Genomic DNA, 20,156 nt, shown 5'->3' with positions numbered 1-20,156 from the left:
GGACGACAATGCCGACCGCCGACGCGCGCTACGGTTCGGCTCGTATCGCCAGCGTGCGTGGCAGCGCCGTGCCTGCGATCAAGCCAGCCACAATCACTTGGAGTCGCACCTTCCCCGTTTCGGCGCTCCTGAGCCGCCTCACCGCTGGTCATCCCAAGTTCGCCAGTTGTGCGCCCAGGCTTCCAGCACCAGCCAGGACGCCGATACCCGTCCCAGCCACGATCGCTGACAACGGCATCGGCGAACATCCTCCCCGATCGCGGCGGCAACATCGAGAAAAAGCCTGCTCCGCTCTGACTTGGCCGATGCCAGCACGTAATTGCCACCTTCCCGCGTCCAGGACGGACCGCGCCAGCTGTGGCAGCGGCTACCAATCCGGCCTGCCGGGCCATCGGCAGCCGCCGGGAGGGCGATGCGTCAGTCGGCGCCGGTGGCCCGCCGGGCGGTCTTCAAGCTCACGCGGTAGCTACAGGTGCCTGCTCGGCGCGGATCAGCGTGCCAAGATGTTCACCGGCCTCGGCGAGGTCGACGGGTGCCCCGGCGAGGTCGGCGGCGAGGACGTCGACCGGGTAGCGGGCCATGACGTGGTAGCGAGCAAGGTAGATCACGACCGCGGTGACGGGGTGTCCACTGGGCGGTGCCAGCAACGCATAGGTGAGGACCTGGTCGACGAGGTCGTGGAACTGTTTCGTGTCGTCGAGGTGTCCAGTCTTGAGTTCAACGACTGTCGTTCCGGCGATCAGGTCTGCGACCCGTAGGCCGTCGAGCAGCACGGGGGCGGCGACCACCGGGCCATAGCTGTTCAGCGCGTCCCGAAATCCGGCGAGGTAGCTGGTCCAGAATTCCTTGAACGCAGGTCGGGCGGCCCGCGTTGCGCCAGCCAGGATGGCGAGGGTCTCGCGGTGCCGCAGTGGGGCCCGCAGCTTCCGGTGGGCGTCGTCGGGCGAAGCCACCTGGAGTTGCCGCAGAACGTGGTCGAGGTCGGTGAGCAGGCTACCGACCGTGAACAGTCGGCCCGCCAGCACGCCACCGCAAGTTCTGATCCATGGCTGGTCCGCCTCCACCGGGTGAGGCCGGTATCCGGCGGTGGTCAACAGTATGCGGCGAGCATCTGCGGGAAGGCGGGCGAACAGGTCGGGGTACGGCGGCGTGACGCACAGGTCGAGGGCGAGAGTCCTTTCGACCGCAAGCCCGAAATGCCGTGGGTCGGGCGGGCTAGCGGTGATCGGATTCGGCGCGCGCTGGATGCGCTGGCGCAAGTCGGTAACCAGCTTGGTGCGGTGCGGGAATCGGTGGGCCAGCCACTGCCTCGACGCCGGGGGTTCGGGAGCCGAGCGGAACACGTACGAAACCATCGGGCGCTCCTCGCAGGTTCGGTGTCGTGCCCCTGCTGCCTCGGACTTGTACGCGGGGCAGCACCGGGCAACGCCCACCGGAGATAGGGACGGCGGGACGGACGGCCGACGTGCCGGGGCCACGGGAAATGAAGAAGGTGAGGAGTGCCGCTGGCGGGGTTTCAGCCTCTCGGCATCGATGGCCGACTCGTCAGGCTCCGCAGTCTCACGCGGCGAATCATTATCAGAGCGGTCGTTCGGGCAAGCCGACGTCCGTCTCCGACGCTACGCGGCCGGCGCACCTCCGGGCAAGCATCGACCTGCTTGATATCGCACTGGGGAGGGACGCGTCACGAGTCCGTTGCCCGGACGGCACGAGGACGACGTCGGCTTGTCGCGCAGATCCCGTGGATGGCGTACGGCCGCGCCGGGCGACAGTCAGACCCTAATGGGGCGAGGCCTCGGGCTGTCCCCATGGGTCACGCCGACCACATCTCGTCGCGAAACCGGATGAGAGCCCACCGAGTGGACGGTCCACCTCGAGCATCTTGATCACCGTCAGCCGCACGGATGAGCGCCGCAGCGAAGCCGTTTGACTCCGCTGACCGCGACCGTCCCAGGCATGTGCACCAATGAGGGCCTCACGTGGGAGACTGCCCATGTGGTAAGCGTCCTGGAACGTGAGGTTTTCTCGGAGTCGGAGGCGGCCCGACTGTTACGGGTGCCCCAGTCGACGCTGCACTACTGGCTGGAGGGCGGCGAGCGTCGGGGTCGCAGCTACAAGCCGGTGCTGCGGGCGGAGTCGCGTAGTGGCCGGTCGGTGACTTGGGCAGAGTTCGTCGAGGCGGGACTGCTGCGGGAGTATCGGCGTACGCACGGTGTGCCGATGGTGGAGCTGCGGGCCTTCATCGATCTTCTTCGGGAGAAATTCGACGTGCCGTATCCGCTGGCCGACCGCCGTCCCTACGTCGCGGGCCGCAAGCTGGTCCTGGAGGCTCAGGCCGTGGCCGGGCTCGATCCGGACTACTGTCTTGTCGCTGTCGTCGGTGACCAGTTGCTGTTGACGCCGCCGTCGGCGGCGTTCGTGGAGCGGGTCACCTGGGATGGTGACGTGGCGGCCGGGTGGCGGCCAGCGTCGGATCCGCAGTCCCCGGTGCGGATTCTGCCCGATGTGCGGTTCGGTAAGCCGTCGGTGAAGGGCATCAGTACAGAGGTGGTGTGGGAGCAGGACGACGCGGGCCTGGACGTCGAGGAGATCGCCGGGATGTACCAGCTCGACGTGCCCGACGTGCGGTGGGCGTTGGCGTACGAACTCTCCCAGCGCGCGAATGCCTCGCGCGCGGCGTGAGCAGGATCAAGCCCGCCGAGGTCCGGTTCTACGTTGACGCGGATCTTCTCGGTCTCGCCAGGGTGCTTGCCAATCTTCGTTCCGATGTCACATATCCGGGCGACCCTGGGGCTGTGATCCACAAGCGGTCCCGACCGGCCTGCCCGATCACCTCGCCGGCTGTCAAGGACACGCAGTGGATTCCGGAGGTAGCCGCCCGGGGTTGGCTGATCATCACCCGCGATCGGCATATCCAGGAGCACCGGTTGGAGATTGCCGCGGTCCGGGAACACCGGGCCAGGATGGTCGCGTTGACGGGCGCGGATGCGGGAAGCGTGTTCGCTCAGCTCGAGGTTGTCCTGTGCCGTTGGCGAGACATCGAGCGATGCTGGTCCGAAACACCGCCGTTCATCTACGCCGCGACCCGCACCACCATCAGGGCGATCCCGCTCACCTGATCAAGACAGCTGCGGGCCCAGCAGACTTCGAGGAAGAGCACAAACGTGCGCCTCCAGTTCGAAACCGCTTGCCGGGCCCGACCGAAATGGTCGCCTGCGCGTCGGATCGGAACTGCCCCTCAAGAGGTCTCTATCCGGGTGCACTCAAGCATCCAGACCTGCCACCTCCAAGCGTCCTAGCAGACGCTCCCCGGCATAGACCCTCATCATCCGCAGGCATAAGCCTTCGGTCGATGTCAAAGTGGTGCTGCGTACGCGAGTCACGCTTCGGGCTACTTTGGCGAGGGTCAGTCCGACAGCCTGAGAACCGCCTGTGACACGAACGCACGGCCGTCGCCGCCCTTTCCCGATCTGTGGACGTCGATCGGAAGGCACCTTCCACCGCAGCGGTTCCCGTCCGTTGTCAGCTGGAGGGCTTCGAAGGGGTAGGTGGCGCGCCCTAGCAGACCTCCACCATCCTGTCGCCGCCCCCGGTACGATCGTTCGGAACCACTCAACTGTTGCCGCAGTATGGGGAGCGCGGGGCTATGGCGAAGCAGTGGGAATACCTGGAGCGGCAACCCGGCAGCAAGCTGCGTGAGCCTGTTCCCGACGAGTTCTTCAACGACGCGTCGATTCGTGACGCGCTCGCTGCTTTCGTGCGGGAGGCGGTCCAGAACATCCTGGATGCAACGTGGGACAAGGGAGAGCCCGCCTGGGTGCGCTTCTACGTTTCAGGGGACGAGCATGCAGTTCCACCTGGAAGTGCGGCTCGCTACTTTGAAGGTATCTGGCCACACCTCCAGGAAGCGATGCCTGAAGCGGCTGAGCACGAAGGCGAACCGTGCCGGTACCTCGTAGTGGAGGACTTCAATACCGGCGGGCTGCGAGGTGATCCCGCGGCTTGGGTGCCAGACCTCGATGACCGGAACGACTTTTTCTACTTTTTCAGGGCGGAAGGGAAGTCGGGGAAATCAGGATCGGACCGCGGACGTTGGGGTATCGGCAAGCTGGTATTTCCTCGCGCAAGTGGTATTCGCGCTTTCTTCGGCCTCACTGTGCGAGCAGAGGATCATCCGCCTGGCCCCCTGCTGATGGGGCAGGCCATCGCGCCGAACCACACCATCGACGGAACGCCATACGAGCCGGACGGATGGTGGGGGAAGTACCTCGGCGGGGTGCACGTTCCGGTCAGCGACCGGAGAACCATCAATGCTTTCAAGAATACATGGAATGTAGTAAGGGCCGATGATGACCCGGGACTGAGCATCGTAATTCCCTTTGTGGTTGCGAACTTCGATGCCGAAAGCTTGATCGAAGCCATTATTCAGGACTATTTCATCGCGATCCTAACGGGCGAGTTGGTGGCCAGCGTCGAGGACGGCGACTACGAACCGGTCCAGATCGATCATGAGAGCCTGCCGGAGCTGTCCGCCGATTTGGATGACGAAATTCGGGCCAATGTGACGTTCATCAACGCGGCGCTCGATATCCCGGAAAGTCACTACGTGCAGGTGAAGGAACAGGACGGCGCCCCCGCATGGGAACCGGACCTCGTCAAGCTCGATGACCAGCACGCGGCAAAGGCAGCACTCGCCGCTGGTGAGTTAGTCGCATTCCGGGTGCCGGTGCGGGTGGAGATGAAGAACCCGCGGCAGGTCTCAGATTCGTACTTCGACGTCTTCCTGCAGCCAGAGCCCGGCCGCCGCGGGCACGCTCTCTTCGCTCGTGAAGGCCTGATCGTCCCCAGAGTCATGTGTCCTATCTCGGGTGTGCGTGCCGCTGTCTTGATCCGGGAAGAAAGCCTTGCCCGAATGCTCGGCGATGCGGAAGGTCCCGCACACGTCGACTGGTCGGCCAGGAGCGCGAAGTTCACTGGCAACTACGCGCATGGGCGGGACTGGATCTCCTTCGTCAAGAAGGCACCCGCCGAACTTCTCCGGATTGTGCAGGGCGAGGAGGACGAGGAGGATCCCACACTTGCCGCCGACCTCTTCTCAGTTCCGGCCGAACTGCTGGGTCCGGAGCCTAAACCCGATGGTGACGGTGAGGACGGAAGCGACGAAGAGCCCACACGATCCGGTCACGGTCAACCTTCGGAAGGGGGCGCAGGATCCGGACGTCGGGAGGGGGTCCCGCCCGAGCGAGGTAGGCAGCCCCGAGGTGACGGCCGACGCAGCCCCGGGGGACCCAGTCGACGCCGCATTCAAGTATCCCGGATCGACGGCGGATTCGCCGTCGAGATCGTCGGGGAGGGAGCTGGCGTCGAGACCATGGAGGTAGCAGCCGCCTACGATGTTCGGCGCGGCGACCCCTTCCAAAAATGGAGCGCCGAGGACTTCAAGCTGTCCGCTCTACAGATCGAGGCATCTGGCGGCCAGGTCATAGACCAGTATGGCAACACGCTTACCGTTCGGGTCGACGACCAAGGCGACTTCCGCCTCCAAGTCAGGGGTTTCGATGCGAACCGCGACCTGAAGGTACGTGCACGGCGAGGCGGTGCCGTATGACCGCCAGATTGAACTACACGGGACGTCTCCGCTTGGACGGGAACCGTGTCGCGTTGAGCACGAGCGGATCGCCGCAAGACCTCCGTCTCAGCACAAGCCGCCTTAACGTCGACGACATGGGCCTGCCGTCGGACGCGCGGGTGATCGTTGAGGCCCAGAATCAGACGAACTACATGCGCTTCCAGTGTGGCCGCGTGGGAGACATCGTCCACCTCGATAACGTTGCATTAACGGAGTTCGACTCGCATCAAGGAATCGGCTTCCGAGTCAAGGTCATCGGAGACAGTGAGGCAGACCTCGGGAAGCTGCTCGCGGTCGCCGATCGGCTGCGCGTCCCACATGACGCAGGCGAGGGAGAGTCACCGACGACGGGGGCGGCCGCACGGGAATCGATCCTTCCATTTAAGGCCCAGGATCTCGAGCAGTTGACGTGGAAGCTCGATACCAGCGACGACAGGCCCATCGTGTACGTCAACCGAAATCTGCCCAACTGGAGAGACTTCGTCGGCTCGGCGGAGTTCAGGGCGCTCGTTCTGCCTGCTGTGCTTCGCGAGATTGCAATCTGGATGCTGCGCCAGCAGGACGTCGACGAAGCCGAACCGGGGGATCCGGTGTGGCCCTGGAAACGCTTCGTCGAAGGGTTGGGATGGCCGACTCCGCAGGCGCATGAGGAGGACAAGTTCGAAACCTGGGTAGACGAGGTGGTTTTCGCCTTCACGCGCCGCGCGCACCTGTTCGATGATCTCTTGGCGGTTATCGATACGGAGGCGGAGCAATGATCCACTTGCGAACATTCCGGCCGGCAGGCATCAAACAATTCGGTGACGCACTGGACGAAATTCGTAGCGGGCATTCCGTCGACGTGGCCGCCCTTCGTGATGATCCAGGGTTGACGGATATCGTCCCTGGCCGGCCGGTGTTGGAGATTACTCCATTGATGAACCGTCGGGAATCCGCCGAGTACTTCTTCGAGGCACTGCGCCCGTACGCCGAACAGCTCGGTGACATCGAGCGGAACGAGGGGCTGTGGAGCTGGCTGGCGCTGGCTTGGATCGACATCCTCGCGCCCGAGGGAGAAAAGGGTAGAAGCCTGGGTGAGCAGGCTCGGTGGATCCTTTCCGCGGACGACTACCGACGGTACTACCGCCACCTATTGGCCGGCCCGTACCGGATCTACAAAGCGCATCGAGAGAATCCCGACTTGGCCATGGCCGTGCTGGCGACGCCGGTGAACGCACCCGGCGACGTGGTCGAGCAGTTCGCCTCGCGCCAAGAGTTCATCGTCAACCGGAACTTGTTACAGGCCATCACCGAGCTCTACTACGACCCAGCCACCCAGAAGATCAAGCGCGGCGCGGCGACGAAGGGCGGAGGCTCAGCCCGCCGTCTCGCAGCCGTGCTCAACCAATTCGACCTCACATGGGATATCCACGGAATGCCCAGTAGTCGGATGCTCGAACTGTTACCTGCCGAGTTCGCACGATTCCGGGCAGCGTAGTCGCGACTGGGTGAATGCGAATCGCTCCGCGCTGCGGGAGAGAAATGCTTGAGACCTGCGGATCGGTCGGGAAGGGCGTACCTTCCCCGATGATCGGATTGGATCTCCAGCAAGGCCGACGTTGGCGCGTCGGTCGGGAAGGTACGCCCGGTGCTGACGGTAGTCGCCGAGGACGGGGCGCAGCGTGGGGACGTCTCGCTGCTGGATAACGTGGTGCGGGAGGGTGCGCGGCGGATGTTGGCCGCTGCGTTGGAGGCGGAGGTGGACGCTTACCTCAGCGAGCTGACTGGTAAGCGGGACGACGGCGCTGCGGTTGGTGGTCCGCAACGGGTACGCGCAGCCGCGGGAGGTGATGACTGCTGCCGGCGCGGTGGAGGTGCGGGCACCGCGGGTCAACGACAAGCGCGTCGATGAGCAGACGGGGCAGCGGCAACGGTTCCGGTCGGTGCCCCGCTGAACCCCCACTGGCGGCGTCTGGTCCTTCCTAGCTTCGGTCCTCCTGCCGCATGTTGCAGTCTGGAGATTTCCTAAACGCGCTCGTGACCGGTTGATCGGGTGGGAGCGACCTTCTAATCAGCAGTGCCAATCGACACCTATTCGGGCGGTTGTGGGCGCGGGCGCACGTATTAGGCAAGAATGCCAGAAGCAAGTTGAATGAGAACGAGGTCGTCGACTTGGTTAAATTCGACAATCGGTGGAGATGCACGTCTCGCACAGGGTATTGCCAATGCCCTCCTCCGTGTTATCGGGCTTAATCAGGGATTCTCCCAGCGGCAGTAAATGGTGCGTGCCGCCACGAAGAGTATCCTCCGTCTGGCGGTGCTCATCCGCTTTTCCGCACCCAACCCGAATCAGCTCGAAACGTTATTGGAAGAAGTCTTCATGTCCATCCTTCCGCTCTGGAGGAGTGTAGGAGCGGGCCTCCGAAGTAGGTGTGGTGGTGCGGCTCGCCTGTCGGCGATGAGTTTCCGACCCGAACCGCGGTTCGACTGGGCGCAAAGGCCAACACGCTACATTGTCGACCTCATGCCAATCTGTCCGCTGCCCCACATCACTGCTTTGTCGCGCGCGCCGTGACGTTCACGACCCGCCCCCCGAATGCGACGCACGCTGACAACGGTGTGAATCCGCTCGCAGCACCGACTGGTCGGTCGAAGCACGCCGCGGTAGTGATGCGGTCGCCGCAGATCGAAAGAGGTCTCCGTGGTCCGTTGCCGCAACGAACAGCCCCCGTCGCCGACAGCTCCATCAGCCCTGTAGCCACTACAGTTGAGAAGTGGCTGGACGACCCATGAGCCGTACCCCAGCGGCGCTGAATGAGGCCGTCTCGGCCCAGATGCAGCGGATGCCGCGGGAACGCACCAAGCCGGAGATGCTCCTGCGACGTGAGCTGCATCGACGCGGCATGCGTTTCAGGGTGAACTACGGTCGGCTACCCGGTCGACCGGACATCGTCTTCACCAGGGTCAAGCTGGGGATCTTCGTTGACGGCTGCTTCTGGCACGTGTGTCCCTCACACTCGACCATGCCGAAGAACAATGCGGAGTGGTGGAGGGCGAAGCTCTCCAGAAACGTTGAGCGCGACAGAGAAAAGGACGAACTCCTCATTTCGTGCGGTTGGCGGGTGCTTCATGTATGGGAGCACGAGGACACGCACGCGGCCGCCGACAGGATCGAGGCACTGTATCTGTCGCTGCGACATGCTTTCTTTGCCCCACCGGAGGGTCTGTCTTAGTGATCTTGGATTGCCTGTGGCATCCTGGTCCTCAGTGACGACGTGACGGAGGATCTGGTGGCCGCAGGAGCGTGGTACGACGTGTCGCCGTCTGCGGCGCGGTTAAGTGGCTCGCTGCGGGACATCGGCTATGACTTCCCGACGGCCGTGGCCGATGTGGTGGACAACAGCGTTGCTGCAGGGGCAACCCGCGTCGAGATTCTGGTCGAGTACGACGGCACCGATTCACGGGTTTTCGTCGCCGACGACGGCTTGGGGATGTCCCCGTCAGCCCTGCTGGAAGCGCTGCGTTTCGGTACGCGACGCGGTTATAGCCGCGGCGAGCTGGGACGCTACGGGCTCGGCCTGAAGACCGCGTCCCTCTCCCAGTGCCGTCTGCTGACCGTGGTCAGCCGCAGTTCCAAGGCGGTGGTTCGTACCTGCGCCAGAGCGCTGGACCTCGACCTCATCGAGGAATGGGACCAGTGGATCATCGTCGATCCCTCAAACGCCGATCCAGCGGTCGCGCGTGCCCGGCAGTGGCTCGCCGAAGGTACCGGAACGGTTGTGATCTGGCAGCTGCTGGACAGAGTGCTGCCCGAGAAGCGGCCGGAGGGTGGATGGGCTCGTCGACGGCTGGACGCGCTCGCCGTCCGCACCGCTGAGCATCTCGGCATGGTGTTCCACCGTTTCATCGAAGGTACCGCTGCACGACCGCAACTGGTGATCACCGTCAACGGGCAGAAGGTCACGCCGTGGGATCCGTTCGCCAGCCAGGAGCCGGCCACGGTCGAGCTGCCGCCGCAGCGGTTCGAGATCGAGTCGGCAGGCTCCGTCGGGAAGGTGGCGCTCCGGCGATTTGTCCTCCCTTCTCGTGACCGGTTCAAGGATCCGGCAGGATTTGACCGGTTGTCCGGGCCGTTGAACTGGAACCGTCAGCAGGGCCTCTACGTGTACCGGGCTGACCGGCTGGTCCAGTGGGGAGGCTGGGGCGGCATCCGCGGGATCGACGAGCACACCAAGCTGGCGCGCGCCGCCGTTGAGTTCGATACCGATCTGGATGCGGCATTCAACATCAACGTAGCGAAGATGCGTGTCACGCTGCCGGCCCAGTTGCGTCAGTTCATCGAGCCGTCAGTGAACGAACTGTGCGTGCTGGCTGATGACGCCTACCGGAAGACGTCGCGCGGGAAGAGCTCGTCCGTGCCTGCCGACCTCGGTGCGCCGGCGGAGGTGCGTGCCGTCTCGCAGGCAGCAGCCAACGCCGGGCTGGCGTTGCGGATGGCGGCGATGCAGGTGGACCAGTGGAGCGCGTGGGAACAGATTGAGGCCGTGGTGCGGCGGCAGTCGCCCGAAGTCGCGGAACTATTGGGCCTCGGCGCGGTGTAGGCAGGGCCGTCAGAACAGTGGCTCGGAGTGGGTCGCCTCGATGCACTTCTTGGCCAGAGGGCACTCGTGGCACACCGGCTCCTGAGGTCGGCACAGTGTATTTGCCAGGTCGATGAGGCCCAAGTGGGCACTGCGCGCGTCGGTGTCGATGCCGATCATGCGGGCGACCTCGAGTCGTCCATCCGTGAGGCGGTTGCGGCTGCCCACGGGATTGCCGCTGAACCGGGCGGCGACGCGAAGGACGCCCTTGGTGACCAGCACCGGTTCCTCCGAATCGTCTTCCTCGCCGACCGGGGCGACGAGGATGGCCAGATCGGCGAGCGACTCGTGGAGTCCAGACACCTTGCGTAGGGCGTCGTCGTCGCGCAGCAGCGCGGGGTTGTCGGCGAGGGTGCGTGCCAGCTGGGCGACAGTGTCGGCGCGGGCTTCCCGGGAGATGAATTGACCGATGCGCCGCAGGTCGTCCTCACGGGCGACGGTGTCCTGGGGCTGCCGCCAGGTCTCCAGCGTGCGCCAGACCTGGCGGATGACGTCGGGATGGGCGCGGTCGAGCAGGATTTCGCCCTGGATGACCTGCCAGCGGGTCTGTGCGCGCAGCCAGGGGATGCCGTTGACGTGGTCGCCCTCGAACCATGCGGCGAGGGTGGCGGCGACCTCACGGGTGCTGACGTGGGCGGGCGTGCCTAGGCCCAGCGACTGGCGCACGGCCCGCGCCAGATGTTCGCCGAGCATCGGGGGTACGGCGTTGCCGATCTGCTTGAACGCCGCCGAGGGCGGTCCGGCGAACCGGAAGTCGTCGGGGAACGTTTGCAGCCTTGCTGCTTCGCGGACCGTGATGGTGCGGTGCTGCTCAGGATGGATGTACCAGTAGCCATCCTTGGCAATGTGCGCCGTGATGGTGCGCGACAGGCCGTGCATGTCGAGACGTTTGTACTTGTCGTCGAAGATGTCGTCTCGGTAGCGCTTCATTTCGGCCGGCAGGTCGGAGTAGCGGGTGCTGGCGTCCATGAGCTGGAACGCCTCCAGGTCATCCTCACGGACGGGCCGGGTGATGTGGTCGAACACCTTGGTTTCGTCCCGGGCGGCGACGTTACGGCGCATCCGCCGCTGGAAGTCGGTCTTCGGACCTGCGTACTCGGCCCAGCCCTCGGCGCCGCCGGGCGGACGCCATCCTCCCTCGACCTCAGGGAGGTCGCTGATGGCGTTCCAGACGGTCGGCCGCTCGGGCGACTCCGTGGGCCATTGGAAGGCGACGCCGTCCTGCAGGGCCACGAGGATGAGTCGTTGACGGAACTGGGGAACGCCGTAGCGCCACGTGTCGACAGCGCGCTCTTCGACCGCGTAGCCCAGTGACTCGAGTTCATGGACCATCGTGCGGAGAATGAACATCTCCTTGTCGAGGGCCATGTCGGGGACGTTCTCCATGAGCACGGCGGGAGGGCGCGCCAGGTTGATGACTTCAAGGAACGAGCGCCACAGGTCGCGGCGTTCGTCGTACGGGTCGCGCAGGCCGTGACGGACCTTGTGCCGGATTATGGAGCGGCCTGCCTTGGAGAACGGCTGGCACGGCGGCCCGCCGGCAAGCAGTTCGACACCGGCCTGCGTGACTAGGTCGGCGACCTGACGGATTCGCTCGGGGTCTCCGAGGTCCCAGTCGACGCTCAGCCCGGCGTGGTGGTGCCGGTGCGTCTCGACGGCTTCGGGGTAGTGGTCGACGGCGAGCACGACCCGGTAGCCGGCCTCCTCCATGCCGAGGCTGAGTCCACCCGCGCCACTGAACAGGTCGGCCGCCAGCTTTTCGCCGCGTCCGCGGGCCTGTTCGGCGTAGCGCAGCATCCCGGCTGGATCTTCGCAGGCGTCAACGTGCTGCGGGAGTTGCACGAACGGTCCGCGAACGAGTCTCACGCCGTAGGCGCCCCGCCGGGCAGAGGGGTCACGCGCCGGACGGGAGGGATCGTCGTCAGCCGCGGTCACGGCAACGCACGTTACCGGCAGGTCGCTAGTGCGCCCAAGCACCCGGCCGGTTACGAACGGGTCGCGTCACTCACAGTTGCGATCTGTTGCACTGGTTCCCCCTATTGCACAACGCAGCGTGATGATCTGAGTTGAGAGGTGCGCTCGGTCAGCCGTCCACATCCAGCTCGGCCAGCCGGACGACTCGCCGTGTCCGATAAGGCGAAGTCGGTCATCGAGAGTAACCTTGCCATTCCGGTGGGCGAGTGGTGTCGGACGTCTTCCCTATGCTGGAGTCTTCCGGCGCGGTCGACCACGTCGATGACGTGACGAACCGCCTGTCCCTTCGGAGTGCCCCATGCCCACGGTCAACCCTTCCCCGGACGTGCCGCCCGGGTGGGCACCCGCCTGTCCGGCCCTGACGGAGGTGTGCGGTGCATGAGTCGGACCTCGACTTCCACGCGTACAGCCTCCTGGAGGAGGTCAGGACGTTCGCGGAGATCAACGACTGCGATCCGCAGGAAGCCTTCGCTGGCCTCGTGCTCGAGCAGCTGGCAAGCGACGGGCTGACCGAGGACGCCACCGTGGTCCGGTTCAAGGACCACGGCGTCGAGGTGAGTGGCTTCGGTCTCTCGACGGACGACCAGAGCCTGGACCTCTTCGTCACCAGCTACAGCCCCCGGGCCGACGACGCCTTCAAGATCAACAGGGTGGAGATCGAGGCCGCGTTCCGCCGCCTGGAGAACTTCCTCTCGCGCAGCCTGTCCGGCGCGCTGGCGAGGAAGGACCCATCGTCCGAGGTCAACGGTCTGATCCAGACCGTCGTCGACAGCTATCCGCATGTCGACCGGATCCGGTTCGTCTTCATCACCAACGCCCGCAGCGTGATGCGTGAACCGGTGCCCCCTCTGCAGTTCGAGAACCGTGTGATCACGCGTGACGTGTGGGACCTGCGCCGCCTGGCGAACTGGACGGCCTCCGGCAGCCACGCCGAGCCCATCGTCGCTGAGTTCCCCGCCGGGTTGCCCTGCCTCGGCACGCCCGACACCACCGAGGACTACTCCGTCCTTCTGGCCATCGTGTCCGGCACGGATCTGGCCGACCTCTACTCCCGGCACGGTGCCCGCCTGCTGGAACGCAACGTCCGGTCCTTCCTCCAGGTGCGTGGTGCGGTCAACGCCGGCATGCAGCGGACGCTGCGAGACCATCCCGAGCGCTTCCTGGCCTACAACAATGGCATCGCCGCGACAGCCTCGGCGGTGGACTTCGACGTGGACCCGTCGGGCCAGCGCAGGATCACCCGCATCCACGAGCTGCAGATCGTCAACGGCGGCCAGACCACCGCTTCCATCCACCACGCCCGCCGCACCACCGACATCGGTGCCGTGCTGGTGCAGATGAAGCTGACAGTGGTCTCGCCCGAGCGCCTGGACGAGATCGTTCCGAAGATCTCGGCGTACTCCAACACCCAGAACCGTGTCACCGCCTCGGACCTCAAGGCCAACGCAAGCTTCCACGTCGATGTGGAACGCATCATGCGGACGCTGTGGGCGCCGCCGGGGCCGGTCCACGACTGCGACACCCACTGGTTCTACGAACGTGCCCGCGGCCAGTACGCCAACGCCCTTGCCGCCGAGGTGACCCGGTCCCGGCAGAAGATCTTCAAGACCATCAACCCGGCGGACCAGAAGTTCACCAAGTCCGAGCTTGCCAAGTTTGAGGTCTCCTGGGCGATGCGTCCACAGCAGGTCAGCCTGGGAGCGGAGAAGAACTTCACCCTGTTCTCCGAGTGGCTCGACCAGCAGGACATCACGGTCGACAAGGACTACTGCCGGCACCTGGTTGCAAAGGCGATCCTGTTCCGGCGCACCGACAAGCTCGTCGCCCGACAGAGTTTTGGCGGGTACAAGGCCAACATCGTCACCTACACAGTCGCGAAGATCGCCCACGCCACGGGCGCCCGCATCGACCTGGACCGCATCTGGCGCGAGCAGACCCTCTCCCCCGCGCTAGCCGAGGCCCTGACCGAACTGTGCGTCCTGGTGCAGAAGGTGATCATCTCACCGCCGGACGGCCGCACCCACGTCGGGGAGTGGGCGAAGAAGGACGAGTGCTGGGACGCGGTGCGCGACATCGACTGGACGCCGCCGCCCGCGCTCGATACGGAGCTCACCACGCTCGACAGCTACACCGCCGACATCGAGGCGCTGCACCACTCTCAGACCGGTGACTGGCAGGACCTCGCGGCGTGGGGCGCCGCCACCGGCACATTCGACAACCACCAACGCGCCACGGTCCGCGACGTCGCCCACGCCCTCTCGCAGGGCAACATCCCCGCCGGCAAGCAACTGCGCGCGGCCTCGCTGCTGATGGAACTAGCCCGCGAACGCGGGTTCCGCCCCACCCGGTTCGGAACCCCGGACGACGACACTCCGGGGACGGGCCGATGACCACCTGGATCGCCGATGTACCCACCGACGGCACCGTCGAGCTGCGGCCTGACCCTCGCGCGTTGGACTCGCTGGGGCGTAATCACTCGCTGGAAACGGCCCTCGCAGATCTCGTCGACAACAGCATCGATGCCGGCGCCCGCAACGTTCTCATCCGCTTCATCCGGGTCGGGACACGTCTGACCGGTCTCTACGTCGTCGACGACGGACGCGGGATGACGCCGGACAGCATCGACACCGCCATGACGCTGGGCGGACGCCGCCGTTACAGCGGCACAGACCTGGGCCGCTTCGGTGTCGGGCTCAAGGCCGCCTCCTTCAGCCAGGCCGCGAGTCTGACCGTGCTCACCCGCGCGGCAGGCCATTCCGCCGTCGGGCGACGGTGGGTACACGGCGACGACCGCGCCAGCTTCCACTGCGACCTCGTACCCACAGCCTTCGCCGACGCCGAACTCGACCGCCCGTGGGCGGTGAGCACCTCACCGTCAGGCACTGTCATCCGCTGGGACCAGGTGGCAGGCTTCCCCGCCACCGACGACCCCCTGCAGGTGAGGACGTTCCTCTCCCGCGCCATCGACCACCTCCGAGGGCACCTCGGGCTCATGTTCCACCGCATCCTCGCCGCGGGAGACACGAGGATCGTGATTGACGTCGAAGACGTCGACGGCGGCGTCGGCATCCCCACGGAAGTTGGACCGCTCGACCCGTTCGGCTACCCGAAACCCCCACCGGGATGGCCGCGGACCCTCACAGCGGACGTCGGCGACACACGACTGTCGATCACCTGTCACATCTGGCCACGCAGATCCAACACCGATGAGTACCGGCTGCCGGGCGGAGCCGAGAACCGGCAGGGCCTGTACTTCTACCGGCGCAACCGACTCCTGCACGCCGGCGGCTGGGAGGGCATCCACGCGCCCGACAAGAAGCTGCAGCTCGCTCGTGCCAGCATCGACATCGACGGTGACGTGGCCGGCATCTTCACCATGAACCCGGAAAAGTCCCGGGTCACCGCTGGGCCGGACTTTGCCCGTGCGGTCACCACGGCCCGCGCGGACGACGGAACCACCATCGCCGACTACCTGCAGGCCGCCGAATCGACCTGGGTGGTCAGCAACCGACGTGCCACCGGTCAACGTCGTCCCGTCGTCCCGCCGGGCAAGGGCCTCAATCCCAAGGTCGTCCGTGAGATCGTCGACGAACTCCCACAGATCAACGACCAGCCGCTGAACATCCTCTGGGCCAAGTTCGACAACGACGACTTCTTCGAGGTCGACCGCACCACGACGACCCTGCGCCTGAACAACAGGTACCGGGCCGCCGTGCTGGGCGGACGCCGAGGCGGCCTGAACGACGCACCCCTGCTCAAGGCGGTGATCTTCCTGCTCATGGAGAACGTCTTCCAAGGGGCGATCCTCGGCGCCCGCGACAAGGACAACATCGAACTCTGGCAGCAGATCCTTACCGTCGCCGCCCGCACCGAACTCGCCTCCTACGCGGGGCGGTCATGACCGGTCACGAAAGGCACCTCAGCAACGACAGCTTCGCCGGCTACCTCGCCACCGGTCTGCTGCTGGAACACCCCATCGAGGGCGACCCCCGCGTCGTCCTGTTCTTCGACCCCGACAACCGCCGAATCGGCCTACGTGCGCCGGCCCGCAGCAACGAGACCCCCGGCAACACAGGTCTGGAACATCTGAGCATGTCGGTGGTCCACCATGACGGCCACCGCATGATCGAGATAGCGGTGGACGAACCACGGCTGTTTGCCGACGCCTACCCGGTCCTCTGCGGAATCGCCGACCGGACGCAGCTGGACCACATGCCGGTCAGCCGGGCACTGCACGAGACCCTGCGCCACCTGGGTCACCTCATCAAAGCCGAGCAGACCCTCACGCGTGAGGTGGAGACCGGTCTGCTCGGCGAGCTGAGCTTGCTCGCCGGACTGGTCGCCACGACCACACCCGAAGCGGCCCTGCAGGCCTGGCGCGGCGGCACCGAGGAACACGACTTCGGCCTCCCACACCTCGACGTCGAGGTCAAGACCACTACCTCCGAGAACCGATGCCACCGGATCTCGTCACTCACCCAGCTGCAGCCGACGACCCACAGGCCCCTGTGGTTGCTGTCCCTGCAGCTGACCAAGGCTGGATCCGGCGGTATCACGGTCGCAGAGATGGTGACCCGGGTCCGTGGGCTGCTCACCACCGTGCCGCTGCGCGACGAGTTCGATGTCCGCCTCCAGGCGGCCGGCTGGCGGCACCGGTACGCCGATGACACATTGCAGCACTGGCGTCTGCGCAGCGACCCGGCTCTGTTCCAGGTCACCGCAGGCTTTCCCCGGCTCACCGCCGCCATGCTCACCGCCGCAGGTGCGGACCTGAACTCCGTCAGCGACGTTCGCTACCGCATCGACCTCACCGGCCGATCCCCCGACCAGCCACCGGGTCCGCTGCACGACGCCGTAGATGCCGGACGACAGGAGCTCCGATGAGCGACACCCTCATCACCGCCTACAGCGCCGCGCTCAATGCGATGGACCGCACCGGTCCCAGGACCCTGCACCCCTTGGCCGCGATGCTCGGCGACGACAGTCTGGCCGACGGCACCGCCCTGCTCGCCCACCTCCGCGCCGCAGGCCCTGAGGACGCCCTGCGTCAGCAGTTCGCCCACGCCCTGGCCGGATGGGACCAGGTCGCCACGGACGCTGCCTGGGCGGCCGGAACTGCGAGCAACACAGCGGAACGACGCAATGCAGTCATCGAGGCGCTCACCCTGGACCCTGCCACGCAGGACCTGTTCGCCGACCGGTTCCCCTACGCCGCCGCAGCGACGCCCATCGTCATCGCCGACGACTGGGAGGAATGGCGCACCCAGCAACGCCGCCACGACCGCGACTTCTACTGGACCCACTACCGCAAGTTCCTGCTCGACAAGGGCTGGGACCCCGACGCCGTCGCCGGACTCGACCTAGCCACCGAAGAGGTGGTCCGACGCCTCTCCGACCCCACCCGCGTGAAGGCATACCAGGCCAAGGGACTGGTCGTCGGCTACGTCCAGAGCGGCAAGACCGCCAACTTCACCGGTGTGATCGCCAAGGCCGTCGACGCCGGTTACCGCCTGGTCATTGTCCTCACCGGGACGACCAACATGCTGCGCGCCCAGACGCAACGGCGCCTCGACATGGAACTGCTCGGCCGCGAGAACCTCGAACTCGAAATCTCCCCTCACGACACGAAAGGTCACGAGTACCAGGACGACCCCGACTGGGACGCCGACCGTTTCATCCGCCACGGCGGCCGCCCGTCCGATGCCGGCTACCCCGACGTCCGCAGGCTGAGTACCCACGCCTGGGACTACCGCCGCCTACGCACGGGATTCTCCGCACTCGAGTACCAACGCCACGACCGCACCAAAAGGCTGTTCGAACCGGTCAACCTGTTCACAAGCGACGCCCGCCTGGTTGTGGCGAAGAAGAACAAGACCGTCCTGCAGGACCTCGTCGCTGACCTTGGCCGCATCAGCGACCGTCTGGGCGAGGTTCCAGTCCTGATCATCGACGACGAGTCCGACCAAGCCTCCGTGAATACCACCAGTCCGAAGAAGTGGAAGGACGACAGCCGGGAACGCACCGCCATCAACCGGCTCATCGGGCAGCTGCTGACCATGATGCCGCGCGCACAGTACGTCGGCTACACCGCCACGCCCTACGCCAACGTCTTCGTCGATCCAGCCGATGTCGAGGACATCTTCCCCCGCGATTTCCTCATCTCGCTGCCGCGGCCGGTTGGATACATGGGAGCCGAGGACTTCCACGACTTCGACACCGACATCCCGCTGGATCAGCGCAGCTACGCCGAGTCCCAGGAACGCCGACACGTATGCCTGCTCAGCGAGGAACCGCAGGACGACGAACTACGCACGGCGCTGGACATGTACGTGCTCACCGGTGCCGTCAAACTGCACCGACAGCGGCTCGGGCACGCCAGCTACCGCCACCACACCATGCTGGTGCACGAGGCCATGGGCCGCGAGTCACACCGCGAGGCGGCCGCCGCCATCAACCGCATGTGGGAAACCAGCGACTACCACAGTCCGGCCGGTCTTCGACGCCTACGCCACGTGTACGAGAACGACATCCTGCCCGTGAGTCAGACAACAGCCCCCGATCTGCCCACCCCAGCAAACTTCGACGACCTACGCCCAGACATCGGCGCCGCTATCAGCAGGATCAGCCCCCCGGACCGCGACGCCGGACCGGTCATCGTGGTCAATAGTGACCCCGACCTGGAACGCCAGCAGGAGAGCCTGGACTTCGACCGTCGCTCGATCTGGCGCATCCTTGTCGGTGGCAACAAACTCGCCCGCGGTTTCACCGTAGAAGGACTCACCGTCACCTACTACCGCCGCGCCACGTCCCAGGTCGACACACTCATGCAGATGGGCCGCTGGTTCGGGTTCCGGCCCAAGTACCGCGACCTCGTCCGCATCTACACCACCAAAGAGCTGCACAGCATGTTCGCCGCTGCCTGCCGCGACGAGGAGTTCCTCCGCGCTGAACTGCGTCGCTATGCGCAACCAGTCGACGGCGTACCGCAGATCACACCGAAACAGATACCCCCGCTGATCGCCCAGCACCGCCCAGATCTCCGCCCCACCGGCCGAAACAAGATGTGGAACGCCCGACTCGTCGAACGCAGCTCACCCGGCGAACCCATGGAGCCGGTGGCCTACCCATACCCGGACACCGCCCCGAATCTGACGATGGCGAACAACGAACTTTGGGAACCCGTTCTCGCCGCGGCCGACCAGGTCGTGAAGTTCAAGACCGTCCGGATTACCAGAGTCAACGAAACTTCCGTCACCCAGGCAGCCGGAACCGACTACGACGCCCGCATCGCCACACTCGGACATCCGCAGATGCTTCGTATCCTCGACAAGCTCTCCTGGAACGGAGACGACACCTTCAAGCCGGAGCTTGCCTGGCTGCGCAGCCTGCGAGCCGACCAGCTGAACCGCTGGGTGGTCATCTTCCCGTTCCAAAGCTCGGGCAAGAGCACCGCCCAGAAAATCCTCGGACACGGACCCTTCAGCATCTTCCAGCGTGCCTGGACATCCTCCAAGGGGTCCTTGCGAGCGGTCAGCGAATCACGTCACCGCAACGCAGCGAACCGGATAGCCGGCCTGTCCACGCCGGTTCCCGACCCCACCGCCGACGGACTCCACGGACCCGCCACTGGCGCCCTGATCATGTACCCCGCTGTCAGAGACAAGGACGAGTTCGACGGCGGGCCCGTCCCGGACAACCGCATCACCATGGCGTTCCACCTCGTGACACCGATGAGCACGATGCCGCTCAACGGAAAACTGATCAAATGGCAGACGCGCAACAGCAGCGACCCCACCGCCGTCGTCGTGGACGTGCCGCAGTAGAGGTTGTCGCGGCAGTACCTGAACAGCCGTCCGGCCGCGGCGCGCTGCGGTACCGGCAGTAGCACCGGTGGGGAACTGGGCAGCGCACCGGCAGGCTGTCGCCCCTGGCGA

General features: G+C 65.6%; 13 protein-coding genes and 1 pseudogene. 12 read left to right on the top strand and 2 right to left on the bottom strand.

What is annotated here, in order from left to right; genetic code table 11:
• Positions 1–455: 455 nt before the first annotated feature.
• On the bottom strand, positions 456–1,355 hold the full coding sequence (locus tag EV385_RS14965) for a hypothetical protein (RefSeq protein ID WP_130510025.1): 900 nt from the start codon (positions 1,353–1,355) through the stop codon (positions 456–458).
• 700 nt (positions 1,356–2,055) lie between these two features.
• Here EV385_RS14965 and EV385_RS14960 point away from each other — a divergent pair.
• The 8 genes and pseudogenes from EV385_RS14960 (at position 2,056) to EV385_RS14925 (ending at position 10,209) form a co-directional block, all read left to right on the top strand.
• Complete coding sequence (locus tag EV385_RS14960; RefSeq protein ID WP_130510024.1) at positions 2,056–2,682, top strand: DUF433 domain-containing protein; 627 nt, start codon at positions 2,056–2,058, stop codon at positions 2,680–2,682.
• Positions 2,679–3,119, top strand: coding sequence for a PIN-like domain-containing protein (locus EV385_RS14955; RefSeq protein ID WP_130510023.1), 441 nt, complete (start codon positions 2,679–2,681; stop codon positions 3,117–3,119). The genes EV385_RS14960 and EV385_RS14955 overlap by 4 nt, the downstream gene beginning before the upstream one ends.
• Before the next feature lie 527 nt (positions 3,120–3,646).
• Positions 3,647–5,608, top strand: a complete 1,962-nt coding sequence (locus tag EV385_RS14950) for a hypothetical protein (RefSeq protein WP_130510022.1) — start codon at positions 3,647–3,649, stop codon at positions 5,606–5,608.
• Positions 5,609–5,724: 116 nt separating this feature from the next.
• A complete protein-coding gene (locus EV385_RS14945) occupies positions 5,725–6,387 on the top strand; it encodes a hypothetical protein (RefSeq protein WP_130510021.1) in 663 nt (220 codons plus the stop codon).
• Entirely contained in the window at positions 6,384–7,106 is a 723-nt protein-coding gene (locus tag EV385_RS14940) for a hypothetical protein (RefSeq protein ID WP_130510020.1), read from the top strand. Before EV385_RS14945 ends, EV385_RS14940 begins: the two co-directional genes overlap by 4 nt.
• 150 nt (positions 7,107–7,256) lie before the next feature.
• Positions 7,257–7,551: pseudogene (locus tag EV385_RS35095) on the top strand (transposase); the annotation flags it as partial.
• A gap of 831 nt (positions 7,552–8,382) precedes the next feature.
• Positions 8,383–8,841: a very short patch repair endonuclease gene (locus EV385_RS14930; RefSeq protein ID WP_242624892.1), complete on the top strand. Its 459-nt coding sequence runs from the start codon at positions 8,383–8,385 to the stop codon at positions 8,839–8,841.
• 42 nt (positions 8,842–8,883) lie between these two features.
• Complete coding sequence (locus EV385_RS14925) at positions 8,884–10,209, top strand: ATP-binding protein (protein ID WP_242624891.1); 1,326 nt, start codon at positions 8,884–8,886, stop codon at positions 10,207–10,209.
• 9 nt (positions 10,210–10,218) lie between these two features.
• Here the strand turns inward: EV385_RS14925 and dcm are convergent, their stop codons facing one another.
• On the bottom strand, positions 10,219–12,045 hold the full coding sequence (dcm, locus tag EV385_RS14920; RefSeq protein WP_130510019.1) for a DNA cytosine methyltransferase: 1,827 nt from the start codon (positions 12,043–12,045) through the stop codon (positions 10,219–10,221).
• A gap of 551 nt (positions 12,046–12,596) precedes the next feature.
• On the opposite strand from dcm, the gene EV385_RS14915 reads away from it, so the two are divergent.
• The 4 genes from EV385_RS14915 to EV385_RS14900 are packed head-to-tail and all read left to right on the top strand — an operon-like array spanning position 12,597 to position 20,045.
• Positions 12,597–14,612, top strand: a complete 2,016-nt coding sequence (locus tag EV385_RS14915) for an AIPR family protein (protein ID WP_130510018.1) — start codon at positions 12,597–12,599, stop codon at positions 14,610–14,612.
• Positions 14,609–16,123: an ATP-binding protein gene (locus EV385_RS14910; RefSeq protein WP_130510017.1), complete on the top strand. Its 1,515-nt coding sequence runs from the start codon at positions 14,609–14,611 to the stop codon at positions 16,121–16,123. The genes EV385_RS14915 and EV385_RS14910 overlap by 4 nt, the downstream gene beginning before the upstream one ends.
• Positions 16,120–17,106, top strand: coding sequence for a PD-(D/E)XK motif protein (locus EV385_RS14905; protein ID WP_130510016.1), 987 nt, complete (start codon positions 16,120–16,122; stop codon positions 17,104–17,106). Before EV385_RS14910 ends, EV385_RS14905 begins: the two co-directional genes overlap by 4 nt.
• Complete coding sequence (locus EV385_RS14900) at positions 17,103–20,045, top strand: Z1 domain-containing protein (RefSeq protein ID WP_130510015.1); 2,943 nt, start codon at positions 17,103–17,105, stop codon at positions 20,043–20,045. Before EV385_RS14905 ends, EV385_RS14900 begins: the two co-directional genes overlap by 4 nt.
• The last annotated feature ends 111 nt before the right edge of the window (positions 20,046–20,156 follow it).

The organism is Krasilnikovia cinnamomea (assembly GCF_004217545.1).
In the GTDB taxonomy this organism is placed as follows: Bacteria; Actinomycetota; Actinomycetes; order Mycobacteriales; family Micromonosporaceae; genus Actinoplanes; species Actinoplanes cinnamomeus.
This window is presented reverse-complemented; position numbering and strand designations above follow the sequence as displayed.